This is a genomic window from Exiguobacterium sp. s28 (genome assembly GCF_018618135.1).
Classification (GTDB): Bacteria; Bacillota; Bacilli; order Exiguobacteriales; family Exiguobacteriaceae; genus Exiguobacterium; species Exiguobacterium mexicanum_A.
Window position 1 is genome coordinate 346,321 of the sequence record NZ_JACSLL010000002.1, and the last position, 20,387, is coordinate 366,707.

The following is a 20,387-nucleotide window of genomic DNA, read 5'->3' on the forward strand; positions in this document are numbered from 1 at the left end:
TCTGTTCGATTTTTGTGAAATAATTTAAGAACTTTTTGTGACAGAAAAAAGTAGAAACGGACATGGAGACCATTTCTACTTGTTTAATCATTTCAGAGACGACGGATCGGTGATGATTTGGCTCTCTGGCTTCTCATCTTCCTCTTCCGCTTCGAGGTAATGTTTTCGCTCCCTCAGCTTGTAAATCCGGACGATGTTTTGAACGACGACTTTTGCCACCGCATAGAACGGCACCGCGATGAGCATCCCGATAATCCCGGCCAAGTTTCCGGCGACGAGCAAGACGATGATAATCGTCAATGGGTGCACCTTGAGCGACTTGCCTTGGATGAGCGGCGAGATGACGTTCGATTCGATCTGTTGGACGATGATGATGACGACGATGACCCAGAGTACTTTGATCGGGTCTTGGATGAAGGCGACGACGACGGCCGGTGCCGCACCGAGGAACGGTCCGACGTACGGGATGATGTTCGTCACCATCATGAAGAGCGCGAGCAGGATGGCATAGTCGAGTCCGATAATCCACAATCCGATGAGCGACGTGATCCCGACGAAGAATGCTACGATCAACTGGGCATGGACGTAGTTTTTAACCGTCGTATGCATGTCATGCAAGATGTTGCGCGTCTCCTTCTCATAACTCGACGGCAACAGCTTGACGATCGAATCCGGAAGTCGTTTCCCGTCCAAGAGCATATACAAAAGCATGAACGGAATGACGACGATCGTGATGACGGCCGATGTGATAAAGCCGACAAATTGGCCGAGCGATGAGGCGATGTTCCCGAAGATGTCACCGAGGTACGTCGTGACGTTGTTCGTGAAATCGGTGAACATATCATCGTTCTCGGCGATGAAGCGTGACAAGAACTCGTTTTGCATGAGCGAGTCACGGACAGCGAACGCCTGTACCTGCAACTCTTTGGCGATACTCGGCATCGCGTTGACGAGCGACGTGACCTGCTCGCCGAGCACCGGTCCGAGGATGCTGAAGACGAGCGTAAAGATCAGCACGAGTCCCCCGAGCGTGATGCCGACAGCGAGCGGCCGTTTGCCGTTCAACCGTTTTTCTAAGAAGTCGACAATCCCGACTAAGAAATAATAGAAAAGTCCAGCAATGATGAGCGGTACCGTGACGAGCGCCAAAATGACTTGGACTGGTTGGAATACGAAAGAAATTTCCGTCCCGACCCAGATGACCAAGAAAATCGTTAGCGTCCAAAATAAGAAGCGGTACCATTTGTTTTGAAACATGATTTGCATCTTTCCACCTCGTTCTAGATTCTCTTGTCTTATGTAATTAGGACAATTATACGATACTTACCCGCTCGCGTAACCCTGAAAACAAAAAAGACGAGGGGGTTCCCTCGTCTTCGCTCAATCTTCGTCTTGCGTCAACAAATCGTAAATCGCTTTCCACGCCTCGTCTTTCCCTTCGGCTGTCTCAGCCGAGAAGGCGACGAACCGATCCGTCGATTCGAACTGTAGCTTCCGTTTGACGGCCGCCTCATGTTTTTGACGTTGCGCTTTCTTGATCTTATCGAGCTTCGTCGCCACGACGATGACCGGAATTTCGTAATGCTTCAAGAAGTTGTACATCGTCACGTCGTCGCCCGACGGTTCATGACGGATATCGACCAAGAGGACGACGCCACGGAGGGCGCTTTGCGATGTCAAGTACTGCTCCATCATGACGCCCCACTTCTCGCGCTCCGTCTTCGAGACTTTCGCGTAGCCGTAACCTGGAACGTCGACGAACATGATCTCATCGTTGATGTTGAAGAAGTTCAGCGTCTGCGTCTTCCCTGGCTTTGAAGACGTGCGCGCGAGCGCTTTCCGCTGACAAATCTTGTTGATGAACGACGATTTCCCGACGTTCGAACGTCCAGCGAGTGCGACTTCCGGCAACTCGTGAATCGGATAATGGTCCGGTGCGACGGCACTCGTGACAAATTCTGCTTTAGTGATTTTCATTATTTAATTTCCTCCAAATGCTACTTCTAATACTTGATCGAGCGTCGTGACCGGGACGAACGTCAATTTCTCACGGACGGTGTCTTGGATGTCATCGATGTCCCGCTCGTTGTCTTTCGGGATGACGATGGTCGTCAAACCGGCGCGGTGTGCGGCGAGCGCTTTCTCTTTCAATCCACCGATTGGCAGGACGCGGCCTCGGAGCGTAATCTCACCGGTCATACCGATATCACGGCGGACTTTCTTACCGGTCAATGCCGAGATGAGCGCCGTCGCGATGGTGATGCCGGCCGATGGACCGTCTTTCGGAACGGCACCTTCCGGGACGTGGATATGCACGTCTTGGCGCTCGTAGAACGTCGGGTCAATCCCGAACCGTTCCGCGTTCGAACGGACATAGCTATACGCCGTCTGCGCCGACTCTTGCATGACGTCTCCGAGTTTCCCGGTCAACTGGAGCTTGCCCTTACCAGGTGCGAGTGCCACTTCGATCGTGAGCGTGTCGCCCCCGAACGCCGTGTAGGCGAGTCCAGTGACGGCACCGATCGAGTCTTCCGTCTCGCCTTTGCCGTAGCGGTACTTCGGTTTCCCGAGGTAGTCGCCGAGGCTCTTCAACGAGACAGTGACGCGCTTCTTCTCGCCGATCGCGATTTGCTTCGCCGCCTTCCGGCAAAGCGACCCGATGACGCGTTCCAAGTTACGGACGCCGGCCTCACGCGTGTAACGGCGGACGACCTCGTAAAGCGCGTCTTCTTTGATCGTGAGCTGGCTCTTTTTCAAGCCGTGCTCTTTATACTGCTTCGGCACCAAGTGACGTTTGGCGATTTCGACTTTCTCGAGTTCCGTGTAGCCGCCGATTTGGATGAGTTCCATCCGGTCGAGCAGCGGAGCCGGGATTTGCGAGACATCGTTCGCCGTCGCGATGAAGAGCACGTTCGATAAGTCGAACGGTTCTTCAATATAGTGGTCCGAGAACGAGACGTTTTGTTCCGGGTCGAGCACTTCGAGCATGGCCGACGCCGGGTCGCCCCGGAAGTCAGACGCCATCTTGTCGATCTCATCGAGCAAGAAGACCGGGTTTTTGCTTTCGGCCTGCTTCAATCCGCGGATGATGCGGCCTGGCATCGCCCCGATGTACGTGCGACGGTGTCCTCGAATCTCAGCTTCATCACGCACCCCGCCGAGCGAGACGCGGACGAAGTGACGTTCAAGTGCCGACGCGATTGACCGGGCGAGCGACGTCTTCCCGACCCCTGGAGGTCCGGCGAGACAAAGGATCGGTCCACGGAGCGAGTTCGTCAATTGGCGGACGGCCAAATACTCAAGGATTCGATCTTTCACCGACTCGAGGCCGTAGTGGTCGTCGTCTAGGACGTCGGCCGCATGCTTGACGTCGAGTTTATCTTCCGTCTCGATGCCCCATGGGAGCGAAGCGATCCAGTCGAGATAGTTGCGGATGACCGCGTATTCCGGTGACGTCGCCGGGACGACGTTCAACCGTTCGGCTTCGCGCATGACGTTCTTCCGTGTCGTCTCAGGCAAGTCAAGTGCCTCGAGCTTCTCACGGAGACGATTCGGTTCAGACTCTTGCGACTGGTCGCCGAGCTCTTGCTGAATCGTTTTCATCTGTTCGCGCAAATAATACTCTTTCTGCGCCTGCTCGATCGTCTTTTTCGTCCGTTCGCGCAACTCTTGCTCGAGCTCGATGATTTCGACTTCATGCGTCATGATTTCGAGCAGCTCTAAGCCGCGTTTGACCGCGTCGGCTTCTTCGAGCATCGCTTGGCGAATGTCGACGTCGACATCAAGTTTCGAAGAGATATAATCGGTCAACGACTCGAGTCGCTCATACATCTCAAAGCGGCGCCGTTCGTCCGGAGACAACCCTTTGATCGTCCCGACGAGTTTGCCAAACTGTTCTTTCAATAGGCGGACGAGTGCAGTCCGTTCGACTTCTTCCCCTTCGACGAGGTCAAGCGTCTCGACGTCGGCGAACCAGCCTTCTTTCGTCTCTTCAATCGAGTTGATCTTGACGCGCTCTTTCCCGACAAGACGAACACGGACCGTCTCGTTCGACAGCTCGCTCATCTTGGCGATATGAACGCGTGTCCCAATCGCATATAAGTCTTCCGGTTCAGGTGATTCTTTGCCTGTCTCTTTTTGTGTCACGACAATCAAATCTGTCTCGTGTTCCTTTGCGGCAAGGAGTGCCCGCAGAGAGAGCGGACGCCCTACGTCGATCGTCACGCCGATGAGCGGATACACGACGACTCCACGCAAAGGAAGGATAGGTAACTGTTCCATTACAACGCCTCCTGTGCAAAAAGGCCCAAAACTCGGATGTGCCGAGTGTTTGAGCCTTTTTCGTTAAAAATTATGCTGTCTCTTTATTGTCGCCTGTCTGTTCGACAGTACCATCGCGAAGCACGTATTTCGGACCGGCAAGACCCGTAATCGTTTCATCCGTGATGATGACTTTCTCGATATCGTCGCGCGATGGGACAGTGAACATCACATCGAGCATCATTTCTTCGATAATCGAGCGGAGACCGCGTGCGCCTGTCTTACGTTTGATCGCAAGCTTGGCGATTTCAACCAACGCCTCGTCTGTGAACGTGAGTTCGACATCGTCGAGTTCGAGCATTTTCTCGTACTGACGAACGAGGGCGTTCTTCGGCTTCGTCAAGATCTCGACGAGTGCTTCCTCGTCAAGCGTCGTGAGCGTCGCCATGACCGGTAGACGACCAATGAACTCCGGAATCAATCCGAATTTCTGAAGGTCTTCCGGAAGCGCGCGGGCGAGCAAGTCTTCTTGCGTCATCTCGCGGTTTTCTTGGTCGTTCCCAAATCCGATAACTTTTTTCCCGATACGGCGTTTGACGACCGCTTCGATGCCAGCGAACGCGCCGCCGACGATGAACAAAATGTTCGTCGTATCGATTTGGATGAACTCTTGATGCGGATGCTTCCGTCCACCTTGCGGCGGTACGCTTGCGACCGTACCTTCCAAGATTTTGAGAAGTGCTTGTTGGACACCTTCACCAGATACGTCACGCGTGATCGATGGGTTTTCCGACTTACGGGCAATCTTATCGATCTCATCGATATAGATGATCCCTTTTTCAGCCTTCTCGACATCGTAGTCCGCCGATTGGATCAGCTTGAGCAAGATGTTCTCGACGTCTTCCCCGACGTAACCGGCTTCCGTCAAGCTCGTCGCATCCGCGATTGCGAATGGGACGTTCAAGACGCGAGCCATCGTTTGAGCGAGAAGCGTCTTACCGCTACCAGTTGGTCCAATCATGACGATGTTCGATTTCGAAAGTTCGACATCATCAGAACGGCCACCGGCGTTGATGCGTTTATAGTGGTTGTAGACGGCTACCGAAAGCGCACGTTTCGCCCGGTCTTGACCAATGACATACTCGTCTAAGATGTTACGAATCTCTTGTGGTTTTGGAATGTCTTTGAATTCTACTTCTTCTTCGACACCGAGCTCTTCCTCAACGATTTCATTGCAAAGCTCGATACATTCGTCACAAATGTATACGCCAGGACCGGCGACTAGTTTACGGACTTGTTCTTGCGATTTCCCGCAAAACGAGCATTTAAGTTGTCCCTTTTCCTCGTTAAATTTGAACATTCGGTACACCCCTTCTGAATGAAAATGGATGTAAGTGCGATAAATCGCCTATTTGTATTTTCAGGTGCAAAGCACTCTCGAAAAAACATTTACATCTCTGCGTTGCAATAATTGTAGCATGAACAAATCACTTCATCAAAGATAAACACATGCAAAGTGTCGTGACGAAAAAAAGGACGACTGCTGAGCAGCCGTCCTTCTGTCATCCGATTACTTCGCTTTCCCGTTTTCAACGAGAACGTCGATCGCTTTACGGAATTTGAGGTCACCTTTAAGTGTCTCGATTCCGCCTTGTGGTGCGAGCATTGTACGGAGTTGATCCGGTGCAATGTTGTAAAGTTTAGACATTTCTTCGAGTTCTTTCTCAGCATCTTCGTCAGACACTTCGATCGCTTCTTTCTCAGCGATTGCTTTCAAGACGAGACGAGCTTTAACGCGCTCTTCAGCTTGCTCTTTCATCTCTTCGCGCATCGCTTCTTCAGAAGTACCAGTGAGTTCGAAGTACATGTTGAGGTCGATTCCTTGTGAAGAAACACGTGTGCCGAACTCTTGAACCATGCGGTCTACTTCTTGGTCAACGAGTACTGCAGGTACGTCGATTGTTGCGTTAGCTGTTGCTTGCTCGACGAGTTGGTCGCGCATTGTGCCTTCCGCTTCTTGTTTCTTCGCAGTTTCTAAGCGCTCACGGATTTTCGCTTTCAACTCGTCGAGTGATGAAACTGACTCGTCGATGTCTTTTGCGAACTCGTCGTCGAGCTCAGGAACTTGCTTCGCTTTGACTTCGTGAAGTTTGACTTTGAATGTCGCTGGTTTACCCGCCAAGTTGTCAGCGTGGTACTCTTCAGGGAATGTTACTTCAACGTCTTTTTCTTCGCCAGCCGTCATGCCAACCATTTGCTCTTCGAATCCAGGGATGAATTGGCCTGAACCGATTTCGAGTGTGTAGTTTTCAGCCGTGCCGCCTTCGAATTGCTCTCCGTCAGCGAAACCTGCGAAATCAAAGACAGCTGTATCGCCGTTTTCGATTGCGCCTTCTTTGACAGCAAGCTCTGCGCCTTGCTGTTGAAGCGCGTCAAGTTCAGCTGTAACTTCTTCGTCAGTGACTGTTGTTTCAACAGCTTCGTACTCGAGACCTTTGTATTCGCCAAGCTCAGCTTCTGGCTCAACAACAAACGTTACTTTGAACGTTACAGGTTGGCCTTTTTCGAGCGTGCCGTCTACATCGATGTTTTCGAGAGCGATTGGTTCGAAACCAGCTTCTTCGACCGCACCTTGAACTGTGTCACGGTAGAGGATATCGAGCGCATCTTGATAGAGTGCTTCTTCTCCGTACATTTTGTTGAACATTGGGCGTGGCAATTTCCCTTTACGGAAGCCAGGCACGTTCAAAGTTTTGACGACATCTTTGAATGCGGCGTCAACTGCTTTATCAAAAGCTTCTGCAGGTGCTTCGTACGTGAGTACGCCTTGGCTACCTGATGTTTTTTCCCATTTTGCTGTCATGCTAAGTCCCTCCAACAATTCGTTTATACGTACAAAAATGTACAACAATCCGTATTATAGCATAAATCCGACGACTGCACACAAGGATTTAGTCTAGAAACGCCTCGGTGAAACGCATGTCCGCCTCAAGAATTTCGGCGGCGAGGCCGTCCGTTTCCTCATGTTGCAGGATGGCCGTTTTCGCTTGAGCAATCGCTGTCTCCACGGCAGACGCTTCCTCAGGCGTGAACGGGTAGTGCGTATACATGTAGTTCATGAGCAGCTGCGTCGCGATCTCGTCACCATATACCGCTCGCTGCAACCCGTTAACCATCGTCTCCCACGCTTCCGTGTGGATTTTCGCTTCGTCATGCGTCAATCGGTGCCGCGTCCCGAGGTCGGTCCATTCGATGACCGGCAGCTCGTCGAACGCCTTTTGGAGCACGATCAACTTCATCAACTTCGGCCGTTCCGCGACGAGAAGCTCTCTCAAGACATTGTCGAGGACGTCATCGATATTGAAATGAACGTGTTCGAGCGTCTCGATTTGTTCGCCGATCCCGCCCCGGTTAAGGATTCGCTTCACTTTGGCGATTGCGGCCGGGAACTCGGTCAACTTCAACACTTGGAGCACTTGATGTGCTTGCGTGTTGACATGATCGGTCTTTTCTTGCCACTCGAGATACAGGTTGATCCAATGGGCCGCCTCGAACGGTTGGTCACGCATGATGTAATACTGGGCGATTTGAAGCCCGCCGGCTGCAGGTTCTTCTGCCACCGTCATCTGTGTCGTGACGAGCTCTTCGAGTTTCTCGAGCGTCTCCGGTTCTTCCGGTCGTTCCATCAGACATTGGAATATTTCCATGAAAATAAATGGATCGCCGGGCACTGCCTCGTACCAATCCCACAGAATCGGTTCGACCCGTTGCCGTTCCCCGGCCGTGTCTGCCTCTTGAATCATCTTCTGAAGCCGCGACCAGTTCCCTGGAAACGGGTACGCTTGCTCTTTTGCCATCTCCCCACACCCTTTCCATTCATCTCCATCTTCCTTTAGGAATCGATTCGTTGTCAATCAATACCCCGAAAAACGAAAAAAGAGACAACCTCCGTGGAGGCTATCTCTATTTTAAATGGAAGTGTCCCAAGAGGGATTCGAACCCCCGACCGACGCCTTAGCTTACCACCATGGCTTTCGCCACCAACGTGTGTTGTTTGTAGTCTGGACTATATCTTCACCATTTCAGGTGCGACACGTGTAGTCTCTACGGAACCTCACGAGCAAACTGCTCCTTCAATGGCTCTACCTCTAAAGGATGACCTTTAGTCCTTCGAACCACCTTGTCCCCGAAAGGAAATAAGTTTCCTCGGTATTACCATCAGCATCATCTGTTAAGGCTTCACCGATATAGTGTCGTCCACTCTATAGGTTTCTGTTTCCCTATAAAGGCTCCTATTTGTCTTGAAGGGCGTTGCTCTATCCAGCTGAGCTATTGGGACATTGACAAGAAAACTATAATAGAAAAATGGTTTGCTGTCAATTCCTTCTTTTCATTCCGTCACAGCTTTCCGCTCACATCGAGATCTTCGACGGCAGAACCGTCCTCTGACCGATAAAAGCGGACCGTTGCCTGTCCGTTCTCGAGATCCATCAGTACATACGTCTTGTCACTCCGTCCGCGCGGCATGCGAATCGAACCCGGGTTCACGTAAAGCACCCCGTCCTCAATCACAGCTCCGGCGACGTGCGAGTGGCCGAACAAGACAACGTTCGCCCCGACCTCTTCAGCCCGGTAACGTAACCGGTTCAAGTCGTACTTCACGTCGTGGTGATGGCCGTGGACGATGAGAATCGTCCCTTCAGCCGTCTCCTCGATTCGCTCGAGCGGAAGGTCGCCGCCGAAGTCGCAATTACCGCGCACCGTACGATACGGGAGCAGATGTTCATCGACGAGCGCGAGCTGGGAATCCCCACAATGGAACGCGTCATCGATTTCTTGTTCGTGCCGGTTGAAGATGATCGATAGTTCTTCTGTCAATCCGTGACTGTCACTGACTACGAGAAAACGCATACAGGTCACCCCTCCATAAACGGAATAATTTCTGCCTCTAACTTTCGTAGTGCTTGGCCGCGGTGACTGACCGCCGCCTTTTCGTCGCGTTCAAGTTCTGCTGCCGTCTTGTGAAGTGACGGAACGATGAAGAGCGGGTCGTAACCGAAACCGTTCTCGCCGTGAGGCGCGTAGCCGATCGTCCCTTCGATCGTGCCGCGTACCGTCAATGTCTCCCCTGTTGGTTTGGCGAGACAGAGGGCACAGATGAAACGAGCCGTTCGGTCGGTCGCTCCGTTCAACTTCTCGAGAAGAAGCGCGTTGTTCGCTTCATCCGACTTCTCCGGTCCGGCGAAACGGGCCGAATGGACACCGGGTGCCCCGTCGAGCGCATCGACTTCGAGTCCAGAGTCATCCGCTAGGACGGCGTGGCCGAAATAGCGGGCCGCCTCTGTCGCCTTCAACTCGGCGTTCGCTTCAAACGTCGTCCCAGTCTCGTCCGTCTCTGGTGCGTCCGGATAATCTAGAAGTGATTCGACTTCGAATCCGAGCGGCGTGAGCATCCCTTCGATCTCTGCGACTTTTCCTTTATTGCGTGTTGCGACAATCAGTTTCATGTTGTTTCCTCCAATTGTTCCCCGACATACCACCACGAGGCACCGAGCGCGTCTTCGGCCGCTTTGAACAGCGTCTCGATTCCGCTTTGGGCCATGTGGAGCATCTCGTTCATCTCGAGCAACGTGAACGTCGCTTCTTCCCCTGTCCCTTGCACTTCGACGAAACGTCCGCTCGCCGTCATGACGACGTTCATGTCGACCTCGGCCGCGGCATCTTCTTCGTAGTTCAAGTCGAGGAGCAATTCGTCGGTCCGTCCGACCGAGATGGCAGCGACACCTTCTTTGATCGGCGTGTCGTCGAGCTTGCCTTGACGGATGAGCGCGTCGACCGCGAGGACGAGCGCGCAGAAGCCGCCTGTGATCGAGGCCGTACGGGTGCCCCCGTCGGCTTGGATGACGTCACAGTCGATCCAAATCGTCCGTTCACCGAGCCGTTCTAAATCGACGACCGAACGGAGCGACCGCGAAATCAACCGTTGAATCTCCATCGTCCGGCCCGACTGTTTGCCGCGGACCGATTCGCGGACCGTGCGGTTACCGGTCGCACGCGGAAGCATGGCATACTCGGCGTTGATCCAGCCTTGCTTCTTGCCGCGCAAGAAGTTCGGGACGCGTTCTTCGACGGTCGCCGTGCAGATGACTTTCGTGTCCCCGATCGAGATGAGGACCGACCCTTCCGCATGTTTATTCACATGGGGAACGATTTCGACGGGCCGGAGCTCGTCATGTTGTCTTTCGTTACGCATCGACACCGGACACCTCTACTTTCTCCGCTCTCACGGGTTGACCGAGCCATTCTGTCGCCAAACGGTCAAAGATGACGACATCCCCGGTCGCATAAAACTGGTGCACCGGGACCGTATCCAAATCGTTCTCGAGCTCTTTAAAGTCAAGGATGGCCGCTACTTCGAGCGCCGTCTCGTCACCGGACGAGATCAAATGGACGTCGGGTCCGACGACGTCTTGAATGACCGGTGCGAGCAGCGGATAGTGCGTACAGCCGAGGATGAGCGTGTCCATCTCGGAAGACTGAAGCGGACGAATCGTCTCAGCGACGATGTCGCGGACGCGGTCCCCATCAAGTTCGCCGGCTTCGACGAGCGGGACGAACGGCGGACAGGCGAGCGAATATACATCGATCTCGCCGGCCACGTGTCGGAGCGCCGTCTCGTATGAGTTGCTTTCAATCGTCATCTTCGTTCCGATGACGCCGATATGTTTATTGCGCGTCCCTTTGACGGCCGCCCGTGCCCCCGGGTCGATGACACCGATGACCGGGATATTGAGGCGTTTGCGCGCTTCTTTCAAGACGACCGCTGTCGCCGTGTTGCAGGCGATGACGATCATCTTCACGTTCTTACTTAACAGGAACTCGATCAGTTCCCACGTATAGGCTTCAATCTCATCGTGCGGGCGCGGGCCATACGGGCACCGTTCCGTGTCGCCGATATAAATTATTTCTTCTTTCGGTAGTTGGCGCATCAGTTCTTTGACCACGGTCAAGCCGCCAACTCCTGAATCGAGTACTCCAATCGCTCGTTTCATGATCATCACTTCCATTCCCATCTATCTTACCAAAAAAGCCGATTCTGAAAAAGAAACGGTCTCGTGACAAACAAAAAAGACGAGGTAGCCGATTGGCCGCCTCGTCCGTCGCTCAATTACTGAGCAAGACCTTCGCTTGTGAGCATGTCAGAAAGCGTGTTAACTGCTTCTTCTGCATCGTCACCAGCTGCAGTGATTTTGATTGTAGAATCTTTTGCGATTCCGAGTGAAAGTACACCCATGATCGACTTGAGGTTTACTGTCTTACCGTTGTACTCAAGGTTGATATCTGATTGGAATTTAGAAGCTGTGTTTACCAACTGTGTAGCTGGACGAGCGTGAATTCCTGAATCTGCAACGACTGTGAACGTTTTTTCCATGACGTGAGGTCTCCCTTCAAATTTCAATTCTACAGGCGAACCCGCAGAATAATTGTTTGTGAACTCGTTATCAAATGATAGCGGATTCGCAAAAATTCTGCAAGCGATTTTTATATTCTGGAGTCCATTCGGTCGGACGACCGGATTTCGACAAGTGCACGAGGCTCGTACGCCCCGCAAACATGAGCTGGTCTCCATCATATGCCCCGTAATGAATATCACATGAAGTGTTTCCGACCGTCAAGACATTGGCATACACCACGATCGATTGCCGCGGCATCACTTGGCGAACGTAGTCGCACTGGGCATCTGCCACGACGACAAATCCATCTTTTAACGAAAAACCTGTCGCTTCAAGCAACTCGATCCGCGCGTCCTCGAAATAGATGAACGGAATGGTGTTATTCATGTGACCGTACGGGTCGCACTCCGAGAATCGGACTTTGACGTTTAGCGCGACCCCTGCTCTGACACGTGTTTCCCAATCGGCTTCCCGGAAGTACTTCGTCATCCGTAGCCCTTACGCCTCGACCGCAGAACCGGTGCGGCCTTTGTCGCTACCGAAGAACGATTTGAACGAGTGAAGCGTCGTCTGACGGTTCATCGCGGCGATTGATGTCGTGAGTGGAATACCTTTCGGACAAACTTCGACACAGTTTTGCGCGTTCCCGCACTGTGCGAGGCCGCCGTCTTCCATGAGCGCTTCCAAACGGTCTTCCGCGTGGAAGGCGCCAGTCGGATGCGAGTTGAAGAGACGGACTTGCGAGATGGCGGCCGGTCCGATGAAGCTCGATTTGTCATTGACGTTCGGGCACGCCTCGAGGCAGACACCGCACGTCATACATTTCGATAATTCATACGCCCATTGACGTTTGTTCTCTGGCATCCGCGGTCCAGGTCCGAGGTCGTACGTCCCATCGATCGGGACCCATGCCTTCACTTTTTTCAACGCGTCGAACATGCGCTGACGGTCGACTTGAAGGTCACGGATGACCGGGAACGTCTTCATCGGAGCAAGGCGGATCGGCTGTTCGAGCTTGTCGACGAGCGCCGTACACGATTGGCGCGGCTTGCCGTTGATGATCATCGAGCAGGCACCGCACACTTCCTCGAGACAGTTCATATCCCAGTTGATCGGTGTCGTCTTGTCCCCGTTCGCATTGACCGGGTTTCGGCGGATTTCCATCAACGCCGAGATGACGTTCATGTTCGGGCGGTACGGGACGGTGAACTCTTCCGTATAAGCGGCTTGGTCCGGTCCGTCCTGGCGTTCAATGATAAAACGAATATCTTTTTGTTCAGATTGCATCGGCGTCGTCATTTCGTCTTCGCCCCTTTCTTCGAGTAATCCCGTTTGCGTGGCGGGATTAACGAAACGTCGATCTCTTCATACGAGATATCGACTTCCCCTGCGTTGTAGCGTGCCATCGTCGTCTTCATGAACTTGTCGTCATCACGTTCCGGGAAGTCCGGTTTGTAATGAGCACCACGGCTCTCGTCGCGTTTCAACGCGCCAAGCGTGATGACGCGCGCGAGGTCGAGCATGTGGTCGAGTTGTCGAATGAACGATGCCCCTTGGTTGCTCCAGCGAGCCGTGTCGGTCGCGGAGATGTTGTTATAGCGTTCACGAAGCTCACGGAGTTTGAGGTCCGTCGCCTCGAGCTTGTCGTTGTAACGAACGACCGTGACGTTGTCGGTCATGAGTTCGCCGAGCTCACGGTGGATTTGATACGCATTTTCCGTACCGTCCATCGCGAGGATGTCGTTAAACCGCTCGATTTCTTCACGTTCGTTGAAGTTGAAGAGCGCTTCTGGCACGCTCTCTGTCGCCTGATCGAGACCGCGCATGTAGTGAACGGCCGCCGGACCGGCTTCCATCCCGCCGTATACGGCAGACAAGAGCGAGTTGGCCCCGAGACGGTTCGCACCGTGCATCGAGTAATCGCACTCACCGGCTGCGAACAAGCCTGGGATGTTTGTCATCTGATCGTAGTCGACCCATAGTCCGCCCATCGAATAGTGAACGGCCGGGAAGATCTTCATCGGGACTTTTCGTGGATCGTCGCCGACGAACTTCTCGTAAATCTCAAGGATCCCGCCAAGCTTGATGTCGAGCTCTTTCGAGTCTTTATGCGACAAGTCGAGGTACACCATGTTCTCGCCGTTGACGCCGAGCTTCTGGTTGACACAGACATCGAAAATCTCACGCGTCGCGATATCACGCGGCACGAGGTTTCCGTAGGCCGGATACTTCTCTTCAAGGAAGTACCATGGCTTGCCGTCTTTATACGTCCAGACACGTCCGCCTTCACCGCGCGCCGATTCACTCATGAGACGAAGTTTGTCGTCCCCTGGAATCGCCGTCGGGTGGATTTGGATGAACTCACCGTTCGCGTAGACCGCCCCTTGACGATAGACCGCTCCAGCCGCTTGGCCGGTGTTGATGACCGAGTTCGTCGATTTGCCGAAGATGACACCCGGGCCGCCTGTCGCGAGGATGACCGCGTCCGATGGGAACGCTTTAATTTCCATCGAGCGCAAATCCTGACAGACCGCACCACGGCACACACCTGCTTCATCGATGATGGCCCGGAGGAACTCCCAGCCTTCATACTTCTCGACGAGACCTTGCGCCTCGTAGCGACGAACCTGCTCGTCTAGTGCGTACAGGAGCTGTTGCCCCGTCGTCGCACCGGCGTAAGCCGTACGGTGATGGAGCGTACCGCCGAAACGACGGAAGTCGAGAAGACCTTCTGGCGTCCGGTTGAACATGACGCCCATGCGGTCGAACATGTGGATGATCTTCGGTGCCGCTTCCGCCATCTTTTGGACCGGCGGTTGGTTGGCGAGGAAGTCGCCCCCATAGACCGTGTCATCAAAGTGTTGCCAAGGAGAATCCCCTTCCCCTTTCGTGTTGACGGCACCGTTGATGCCGCCTTGTGCACAAACTGAATGTGAACGCTTGACCGGTACAAGCGAGAATAGTTTTACCGGAACACCCATCTCAGCCGACTTGATTGTCGCCATGAGTCCAGCCAGACCGCCACCGATGACGATCAAACTTTGATTTGCCATGAACTTTTCCCCCTAATTACAAGATGCCCGCGAACGTCAAGATAGAACGGATGCCGACAAAAGATAGTGCCAAGAAGACGACGCCTGAGACATAGCTCATGAAGCGCTGTGAACGAGGCGACTGTGTGATCCCCCACGTGATGGCAAACGACCAGAGACCGTTCGCGAAGTGGAACGTAGCCGAGAGGATCCCGACTATGTAGAAGATGAGCATGAGCGGATTGTCGACGATGTTTTGCATCATCTCCGCGTTCACTTCGACGCCACGCAACTTCGCCAAGCGCGTTTCCCAAACGTGCCATGCGATGAAGATGACGAGGAAGACGCCCGTGAAGCGTTGGAGCATGTACATCCAGTTACGGGCGTATGAGTAACGGTTCGTGTTAATCGAACCGAGGAACGCGTAATACACGCCATACACTCCGTGGAAGATCATCGGCAAAGCGATGATGGTCACTTCAAGGAAGTACAAGTACGGTAAGCTCTCCATAAATTTTGCTGCCTTGTTGAACGACTCCACCCCATCGACAATATAGTAGTTGACCGACAAGTGAACGATCAAAAACAAGCCGATTGGGATGACCCCAAGTAGCGAATGGACTTTACGACTGAAATAGTCACGACGCGCTGCCATTCTAGTTCCCCCTTTTCACGAGCCCTTGGCTCGTTTTGTAAATAAAAGCGTTTTCAAATGTAAATATAGCTTTCTGTCTCCTATTCTACTCTTGTGAAATTTGTATGACAAGACAACCCGACCGATTTGTGCCACATTCTTTTGCAAAATACCCGGTGACCAAAAGGTGAATCGTCGTTATAATGGTATAGAGAGAATGGAGTGATGGAAGAAGATGGAAACGATGAGCCAACCCACTTTCGCGATCGAACTGCTTCGCGATTATGTGTTGACGGATTTGCTCGGGGACGACTACGCCCAAGTCATCTATTGGTCGGGCAAACGGGTCGCACGCAAGTTCCCGGTCATGACGAACGACGAACTGAGCGCCTTCTTTATGGAGGCTGGCTGGGGGCAATTGACGCTCTTGAAAGAAAAAGGAAATAAGTTCTTGTTCGAACTACTTCCCCCGCCTGCGACCCAAGAAAAGGCAACCGGCTACTTCCAGCTTGAGGCTGGCTTTTTAGCCGAACAAATTGCCGGTCGTTTCCAATGCGTCGCCGAGGGCTACGCCGATGTGGCGCGCCAGGCCGTCCAAATCACCGTCCAACTAGACCGAAAAGATACGTATGAATGACGAAGAGCCGATGCGAACTGACCGCATCGGCTCTTGTTTTATCTTCATTCGTCCGTCTCCTCATGAACATATTGCAAAACGGTCTCGGCCAACTTCTCGGGCAGACCTGCTTCCTTCAACTGTTCGAGCGAGGCGAGGCGGATCTGTTTCATCGACCCGAAATGACGGATCAACTGCTGACGCCGCTTCGGCCCGACGCCCGGGATATCGTCGAGCACCGACTTCGTCATCTTCTTCGTCCGCAAACTGCGGTGGAACGTGATGGCGAAGCGGTGGACCTCGTCTTGCATACGTTGGAGCAAGTAGAACGCGCTCGAGCGCGAATTCAGTTCGACGACTCCGCCGCCTTCCCCGAACAAGAGCTGGCTCGTCCGGTGACGGTCATCTTTTTTGAGCGACCCGACCGGCAAATCGAGCCCGAACTCGTTCTGCAGGACGTCGAGGGCGGCGTTCAATTGCCCGATGCCCCCGTCAATCAACAGCAAGTCCGGTAGACGCTTCTCTTCGGTCAACAGGCGACGGAACCGACGACGGACGACCTCTCGCATCGTCTCGTAGTCGTCCGGTCCTTGGACGGTACGAATCTTGTATTTCCGGTATTCCTTCTTGAGCGGCTTCCCGTCTTCGAAGACGACGAGTGCCGAGACGGCGTCCGCCCCTTGGATGTTCGCGTTGTCGATGATGTCGACGCGCGACAAGTTCGGGATGCCAATCGCCTCACCGAGCTCACGCATGGCGAGGAGCGTCCGCTCTTCGTCGCGGGCGAGCAACTCGAACTTCTCGTTCAAGGCGATGCCCGCATTTTTCGTCGCCAAGTCGAGCAGCTGTCGCTTCGCCCCGCGCTTCGGTTGCATCACTTTCGTCCCAATCGCCTCGTTCAACAAATCGATGCGGACGATCTCGGGGACGAGCACTTCCTTCGGCAAAACGTTCTGCTCGTAGAACTGGACGATGAAACTCTCGAGCTCCTCGGACGGCTCGCCGTGGAGCGGGAACAGTGACACGTCGCGCTCGATCATCTTGCCGCCCCGCATATAGAACACTTGGACGCACATCCAGCCGCGGTCGAGCGTATAGCCGAAGACGTCGCGTGCTGTCGGGTCGGCCGTGATCATGTTCTGTTTGTTCATAATCGACTCGACGGCCCGGATTTGGTCACGGAGCTCAGCAGCTCGTTCGAACTGCATATCTTCGGCCGCTCGTCCCATGTCGACTTGGAGCTTGGCGAGCGTCTCGCTCGTCTCCCCGTTCAGGAAGCGGCGAATCTCTTGGACGATCTCTTTTTGCTCGTCCGTGTCAACGGCGAGCTCGCAAGGTCCGAGGCACTGCCCGATATGGTAATACAGACAGAGCTTGCGCGGCATCGGTTGGCATTTCCGGAGCGGATACAGTTTATCAAGCAACCGCTTCGTCTCGTTGGCGGCATAGGCGTTCGGGTACGGGCCGAAATAGAAGCCGCCGTCCCGCTTCAGCTTCCGCGTCGTGAGTAACCTCGGGTACGGCTCGTTCGTGATCTTGATGTACGGGTACGACTTGTCGTCTTTGAGACGGATGTTGTATTTCGGATCGTGCTTTTTGATGAGCGTCATCTCGAGCAGAAGCGCCTCGAGTTCGCTCGCCGTGACGATATACTCAAAGTCGCGAATCTCAGCGACGAGGCGCATCGTCTTGATGTCATGCGCCCCGGTAAAATAAGACCGGACCCGGTTCTTCAAATTTTTCGCTTTCCCGACGTAAATGATCTCGCCGTACTCGTTCTTATGCAAGTAACAGCCGGGCTCGTCCGGGAGGAGCGCCAATTTATGTTTAATGTGGTCAGAATGACTCAAATTCAATCACCTCAGTTTAAGTTCCTTCCAGACGGGAAAAATTTGATGAAGTCTCAGAGGGAGGGTTTTGTTATGAAACGGTACGATGTCATCATCATCGGCAGCGGCTCGGCAGCGAGCCAAGCCGCTAACGTATTATGCGACGCCGGTAAACAAATTGCCATCGTCGAGAACTGGACGTTCGGCGGGACGTGCCCGCAACGCGGATGTGACCCGAAAAAGATGCTCGCGGAAGGAGCAGAGCTCATTGCCCGTGCGGAACGGATGAAATCACTAGGTGTCCACGGCGAGCTCACGCTCGATTGGCGCGCCTTTAAACGGCGTATCGACGAGTATCGTTTCGCCGTCCCGACGACGAAGATGCATCATTGGAAAGAGCACGACATCGACTTGTTCGAAGGCGAACCCCATTTCATCGATGAAGACTCGATTGTCATTGATGGGCATGAAATCTCGGCGCATCAGTTTTTAATCGCTTCAGGCCTCATTCCGCGACCGCTCGACATCCCGGGTGGCGACTTGGCCATCACGAGCGACGACGTTTTCGACCTCGACGACTTGCCGAAACACGTCATCATCATCGGGGCCGGCTATATCGCGTTCGAGTTCGCTCATATCATCCGCCGCTTCGGGAGCGAGGTGACCCTCCTCATCCGATCGCGGGCACTTAAACAATTCGACCGCAAAGTCGTCAAACGTCTCGTCGATGAGACGATTCGGATCGGCATCGATGTCCGGTACGGCATCGAGCCCGTCCGGATGGATGGGGACGTGCTGACGTTATCAGATGACTCTACCCTCGAAGGCGTCGTCCTTAACGCCACTGGGCGAATTCCGAGCATCGAACGGCTCCGTTTGGACGCGGCCGGTATCGAGTCCGACCACGGCGGCGTCCTCGTCAATGAGTTCCTGCAGACGACGAATGCGAACGTATATGCAGCCGGGGACGTCGCCAAGAGCCGCAACCCGGCCCTCACCCCGTTCGCGGGGCAGGAAGGACGCATCGCCGCTCTCAATCTGTTACGGGACAACACGCGCCCTTTACCGGAGCGCCCTGCCCCGACGGTCGTCTTCACGACACCGCCGATCGCCAAGGTCGGACTGACGGTCGAGGAGGCGAAGGCGCGCGGCATCGACTACGAGTGTAAGGACAACGACTTGTCCCATTTCTTGACGTATGAGCGCATCAACGACACGACGGCGTTTTCCCGCATTCTGCTCAGCAAAGACGGCCACGTGCTCGGGGCCCACTTGATCGGGCAACATGCACCGGAATTGATCAACTTGTTCTCGTTTATTATACAAAACAACATCACCCATCAACACATCAAACACTTGGAGTTCGCCTATCCGACGTCAGCCTCTGACGTGACGTATCTGATGTGACGCAAAAAGGCTCTTCCAATTTGACTTGGAAGAGCCTTTCGTCATTCGATTCCTTTATCCTTATCTTCTCGAAGTGCATCTTGGAGCGATTTCTTCCAAAGCGGGACACCTTGAGAATGGGCCGCGCGGGCCACCAAGTGACTGCCGACCGGCGCCGTCAATAAGACGAAGAACAGTCCGAGCAGAAGCCGTGCGTCAAAGATGCGCTGGTCGACCCAGACGTGCAAGAGCGCCGCGAACAGGACGAACATGACGCCGAGCGTCGCACTCTTCGAGGCGGCGTGGGCGCGGGAATAGATGTCCGGAAGCCGGATCAGACCGATGGCCGCGACGACGGTGAAGAACACACCGATGATCGTGAAGACGCCGGTCAAGATGTCATAAATCATTGTTGCGGTCATGTTGGATGATCTCTCCCTTCTCGAGGAATTTTGAGAACGCCACCGTTCCGATAAAGGCTAAAATCCCGAGCAAGAGGATGACCTCGAAGAACATAGTCGTATCGAGCAAAATCGATAACAACGATACGACCGAGATCAACCCGATGCCGATCGAGTCGAGGGCGATGACTCGGTCCGCTGTCGTCGGCCCTTTGACGACCCGGTACAGCATACCGAGCATGGCGATCACGAGGATGGCGAGGGCGACGTAAATAATAATATTTAACATTAGCTGGTCGCCTCCTTGATGTTCGACTCAAAGTTATCGTAAATGTCTTGTTTGAGCGACTCTTTATCCGGCATATGGAGCGCATGGATGTAGAGCGTCTTATTGTCGTCTGACACTTGGACGACAAGCGTACCGGGTGTCAGCGTGATGAGCATCGATAACCAACTCACTTTCCAACCGGCATCGAGTTCGGTGTGGTACCGAAAGATGCCTGGTTGGATTTTTAGTTTCGGGCTCAAGACGAGCCGGAGCACTTCGATGTTGGCTACGACGAGTTCGCGACAGAAAATCAAGAACAGTTTAAACAGTTTCAAGACACGGGTGAAATAAAAGTCCGTGTTTTTGAAGAAGCGGCGCATCATGAAGATGACGAGTAACCCGAGCAAATAACCGATGATGAATCCGCTCGTCGTGAACGTACCCGTGAAGAACATCCAAATGAACGCCAGGAAAAAGTTGATGAGTAGTTGGTAAGCCATCTCTAAA

21 protein-coding genes are annotated in these 20,387 nt (G+C 53.6%); 2 read left to right on the top strand and 19 right to left on the bottom strand.

Annotated elements, in window-relative coordinates; genetic code table 11:
• Nucleotides 1–87: 87 nt before the first annotated feature.
• From KNP78_RS04125 to KNP78_RS04195, 15 genes are all read right to left on the bottom strand, one after another.
• On the bottom strand, nucleotides 88–1,266 hold the full coding sequence (locus KNP78_RS04125) for an AI-2E family transporter (RefSeq protein WP_214823311.1): 1,179 nt from the start codon (nucleotides 1,264–1,266) through the stop codon (nucleotides 88–90).
• A gap of 114 nt (nucleotides 1,267–1,380) precedes the next feature.
• Entirely contained in the window at nucleotides 1,381–1,977 is a 597-nt protein-coding gene (gene yihA, locus KNP78_RS04130; RefSeq protein WP_034776812.1) for a ribosome biogenesis GTP-binding protein YihA/YsxC, read from the bottom strand.
• A 3-nt stretch (nucleotides 1,978–1,980) separates the two neighbouring features.
• Nucleotides 1,981–4,281 (bottom strand): endopeptidase La, encoded by a 2,301-nt coding sequence (lon, locus tag KNP78_RS04135; protein ID WP_034776810.1) that lies wholly within the window; start codon nucleotides 4,279–4,281, stop codon nucleotides 1,981–1,983.
• A 70-nt stretch (nucleotides 4,282–4,351) separates the two neighbouring features.
• Nucleotides 4,352–5,620, bottom strand: a complete 1,269-nt coding sequence (gene clpX, locus KNP78_RS04140) for an ATP-dependent protease ATP-binding subunit ClpX (protein ID WP_034776808.1) — start codon at nucleotides 5,618–5,620, stop codon at nucleotides 4,352–4,354.
• Nucleotides 5,621–5,830: 210 nt separating this feature from the next.
• The gene (gene tig, locus KNP78_RS04145) at nucleotides 5,831–7,123 is read right to left on the bottom strand and encodes a trigger factor (RefSeq protein ID WP_034776805.1); all 1,293 of its coding nucleotides are present in this window, start codon (nucleotides 7,121–7,123) and stop codon (nucleotides 5,831–5,833) included.
• A gap of 88 nt (nucleotides 7,124–7,211) precedes the next feature.
• On the bottom strand, nucleotides 7,212–8,117 hold the full coding sequence (locus tag KNP78_RS04150) for a hypothetical protein (RefSeq protein WP_214752506.1): 906 nt from the start codon (nucleotides 8,115–8,117) through the stop codon (nucleotides 7,212–7,214).
• Nucleotides 8,118–8,658: 541 nt separating this feature from the next.
• Nucleotides 8,659–9,171: a metallophosphoesterase family protein gene (locus KNP78_RS04155; protein ID WP_034776800.1), complete on the bottom strand. Its 513-nt coding sequence runs from the start codon at nucleotides 9,169–9,171 to the stop codon at nucleotides 8,659–8,661.
• Between the two features lie 5 nt (nucleotides 9,172–9,176).
• Nucleotides 9,177–9,767 carry an XTP/dITP diphosphatase gene (locus KNP78_RS04160; protein WP_034776799.1) on the bottom strand — a complete coding sequence of 197 codons (591 nt, stop codon included), beginning with the start codon at nucleotides 9,765–9,767 and terminating at the stop codon, nucleotides 9,177–9,179.
• The gene (gene rph / locus KNP78_RS04165; protein ID WP_034776797.1) at nucleotides 9,764–10,513 is read right to left on the bottom strand and encodes a ribonuclease PH; all 750 of its coding nucleotides are present in this window, start codon (nucleotides 10,511–10,513) and stop codon (nucleotides 9,764–9,766) included. Before rph ends, KNP78_RS04160 begins: the two co-directional genes overlap by 4 nt.
• Nucleotides 10,506–11,312, bottom strand: a complete 807-nt coding sequence (racE, locus tag KNP78_RS04170; RefSeq protein WP_034779789.1) for a glutamate racemase — start codon at nucleotides 11,310–11,312, stop codon at nucleotides 10,506–10,508. Before racE ends, rph begins: the two co-directional genes overlap by 8 nt.
• 116 nt (nucleotides 11,313–11,428) lie before the next feature.
• Entirely contained in the window at nucleotides 11,429–11,692 is a 264-nt protein-coding gene (locus KNP78_RS04175; RefSeq protein WP_021066838.1) for a phosphocarrier protein HPr, read from the bottom strand.
• A gap of 70 nt (nucleotides 11,693–11,762) precedes the next feature.
• Entirely contained in the window at nucleotides 11,763–12,203 is a 441-nt protein-coding gene (locus KNP78_RS04180; RefSeq protein WP_214823312.1) for an acyl-CoA thioesterase, read from the bottom strand.
• A gap of 9 nt (nucleotides 12,204–12,212) precedes the next feature.
• Nucleotides 12,213–13,001, bottom strand: a complete 789-nt coding sequence (sdhB, locus tag KNP78_RS04185) for a succinate dehydrogenase iron-sulfur subunit (RefSeq protein WP_200881496.1) — start codon at nucleotides 12,999–13,001, stop codon at nucleotides 12,213–12,215.
• Nucleotides 13,002–13,009: 8 nt separating this feature from the next.
• Nucleotides 13,010–14,767, bottom strand: coding sequence for a succinate dehydrogenase flavoprotein subunit (sdhA, locus tag KNP78_RS04190; RefSeq protein ID WP_034776790.1), 1,758 nt, complete (start codon nucleotides 14,765–14,767; stop codon nucleotides 13,010–13,012).
• Nucleotides 14,768–14,783: 16 nt separating this feature from the next.
• Nucleotides 14,784–15,401, bottom strand: a complete 618-nt coding sequence (locus tag KNP78_RS04195; RefSeq protein WP_034776788.1) for a succinate dehydrogenase cytochrome b558 subunit — start codon at nucleotides 15,399–15,401, stop codon at nucleotides 14,784–14,786.
• A 223-nt stretch (nucleotides 15,402–15,624) separates the two neighbouring features.
• Here KNP78_RS04195 and KNP78_RS04200 point away from each other — a divergent pair, with 223 nt between their 5' ends.
• Nucleotides 15,625–16,017 carry a YslB family protein gene (locus tag KNP78_RS04200; RefSeq protein ID WP_232939140.1) on the top strand — a complete coding sequence of 131 codons (393 nt, stop codon included), beginning with the start codon at nucleotides 15,625–15,627 and terminating at the stop codon, nucleotides 16,015–16,017.
• Between the two features lie 44 nt (nucleotides 16,018–16,061).
• On the opposite strand, the gene uvrC is transcribed toward KNP78_RS04200, so the two are convergent.
• Entirely contained in the window at nucleotides 16,062–17,846 is a 1,785-nt protein-coding gene (uvrC, locus tag KNP78_RS04205) for an excinuclease ABC subunit UvrC (RefSeq protein ID WP_034776784.1), read from the bottom strand.
• Nucleotides 17,847–17,918: 72 nt separating this feature from the next.
• Here uvrC and KNP78_RS04210 point away from each other — a divergent pair, with 72 nt between their 5' ends.
• Nucleotides 17,919–19,232, top strand: coding sequence for a dihydrolipoyl dehydrogenase family protein (locus KNP78_RS04210; RefSeq protein ID WP_052090088.1), 1,314 nt, complete (start codon nucleotides 17,919–17,921; stop codon nucleotides 19,230–19,232).
• A gap of 41 nt (nucleotides 19,233–19,273) precedes the next feature.
• Here KNP78_RS04210 and mnhG read toward each other — a convergent pair whose 3' ends face one another.
• Genes mnhG through KNP78_RS04225 form a run of 3 tightly spaced genes read right to left on the bottom strand, consistent with a single transcriptional unit; the run spans nucleotide 19,274 to nucleotide 20,380 of the window.
• On the bottom strand, nucleotides 19,274–19,633 hold the full coding sequence (mnhG, locus tag KNP78_RS04215; protein ID WP_034776781.1) for a monovalent cation/H(+) antiporter subunit G: 360 nt from the start codon (nucleotides 19,631–19,633) through the stop codon (nucleotides 19,274–19,276).
• Nucleotides 19,611–19,901, bottom strand: a complete 291-nt coding sequence (locus KNP78_RS04220) for a Na(+)/H(+) antiporter subunit F1 (protein WP_034776778.1) — start codon at nucleotides 19,899–19,901, stop codon at nucleotides 19,611–19,613. Before KNP78_RS04220 ends, mnhG begins: the two co-directional genes overlap by 23 nt.
• Nucleotides 19,901–20,380 carry a Na+/H+ antiporter subunit E gene (locus tag KNP78_RS04225; RefSeq protein WP_034776777.1) on the bottom strand — a complete coding sequence of 160 codons (480 nt, stop codon included), beginning with the start codon at nucleotides 20,378–20,380 and terminating at the stop codon, nucleotides 19,901–19,903. The genes KNP78_RS04220 and KNP78_RS04225 overlap by 1 nt, the downstream gene beginning before the upstream one ends.
• Nucleotides 20,381–20,387 lie beyond the last annotated feature (7 nt).

Coding starts and splice junctions, on each gene's coding strand:
- KNP78_RS04125 (WP_214823311.1), bottom strand. CDS start 1,266: ATGCAAATCATGTTTCAAAACAAATGGTACCGCTTCTTATTTTGGACG.
- yihA (WP_034776812.1), bottom strand. CDS start 1,977: ATGAAAATCACTAAAGCAGAATTTGTCACGAGTGCCGTCGCACCGGAC.
- lon (WP_034776810.1), bottom strand. CDS start 4,281: ATGGAACAGTTACCTATCCTTCCTTTGCGTGGAGTCGTCGTGTATCCG.
- clpX (WP_034776808.1), bottom strand. CDS start 5,620: ATGTTCAAATTTAACGAGGAAAAGGGACAACTTAAATGCTCGTTTTGC.
- tig (WP_034776805.1), bottom strand. CDS start 7,123: ATGACAGCAAAATGGGAAAAAACATCAGGTAGCCAAGGCGTACTCACG.
- KNP78_RS04150 (WP_214752506.1), bottom strand. CDS start 8,117: ATGGCAAAAGAGCAAGCGTACCCGTTTCCAGGGAACTGGTCGCGGCTT.
- KNP78_RS04155 (WP_034776800.1), bottom strand. CDS start 9,171: ATGCGTTTTCTCGTAGTCAGTGACAGTCACGGATTGACAGAAGAACTA.
- KNP78_RS04160 (WP_034776799.1), bottom strand. CDS start 9,767: ATGAAACTGATTGTCGCAACACGCAATAAAGGAAAAGTCGCAGAGATC.
- rph (WP_034776797.1), bottom strand. CDS start 10,513: ATGCGTAACGAAAGACAACATGACGAGCTCCGGCCCGTCGAAATCGTT.
- racE (WP_034779789.1), bottom strand. CDS start 11,312: ATGAAACGAGCGATTGGAGTACTCGATTCAGGAGTTGGCGGCTTGACC.
- KNP78_RS04175 (WP_021066838.1), bottom strand. CDS start 11,692: ATGGAAAAAACGTTCACAGTCGTTGCAGATTCAGGAATTCACGCTCGT.
- KNP78_RS04180 (WP_214823312.1), bottom strand. CDS start 12,203: ATGACGAAGTACTTCCGGGAAGCCGATTGGGAAACACGTGTCAGAGCA.
- sdhB (WP_200881496.1), bottom strand. CDS start 13,001: ATGCAATCTGAACAAAAAGATATTCGTTTTATCATTGAACGCCAGGAC.
- sdhA (WP_034776790.1), bottom strand. CDS start 14,767: ATGGCAAATCAAAGTTTGATCGTCATCGGTGGCGGTCTGGCTGGACTC.
- KNP78_RS04195 (WP_034776788.1), bottom strand. CDS start 15,401: ATGGCAGCGCGTCGTGACTATTTCAGTCGTAAAGTCCATTCGCTACTT.
- KNP78_RS04200 (WP_232939140.1), top strand. CDS start 15,625: ATGAGCCAACCCACTTTCGCGATCGAACTGCTTCGCGATTATGTGTTG.
- KNP78_RS04210 (WP_052090088.1), top strand. CDS start 17,919: ATGAAACGGTACGATGTCATCATCATCGGCAGCGGCTCGGCAGCGAGC.
- mnhG (WP_034776781.1), bottom strand. CDS start 19,633: ATGACCGCAACAATGATTTATGACATCTTGACCGGCGTCTTCACGATC.
- KNP78_RS04220 (WP_034776778.1), bottom strand. CDS start 19,901: ATGTTAAATATTATTATTTACGTCGCCCTCGCCATCCTCGTGATCGCC.
- KNP78_RS04225 (WP_034776777.1), bottom strand. CDS start 20,380: ATGGCTTACCAACTACTCATCAACTTTTTCCTGGCGTTCATTTGGATG.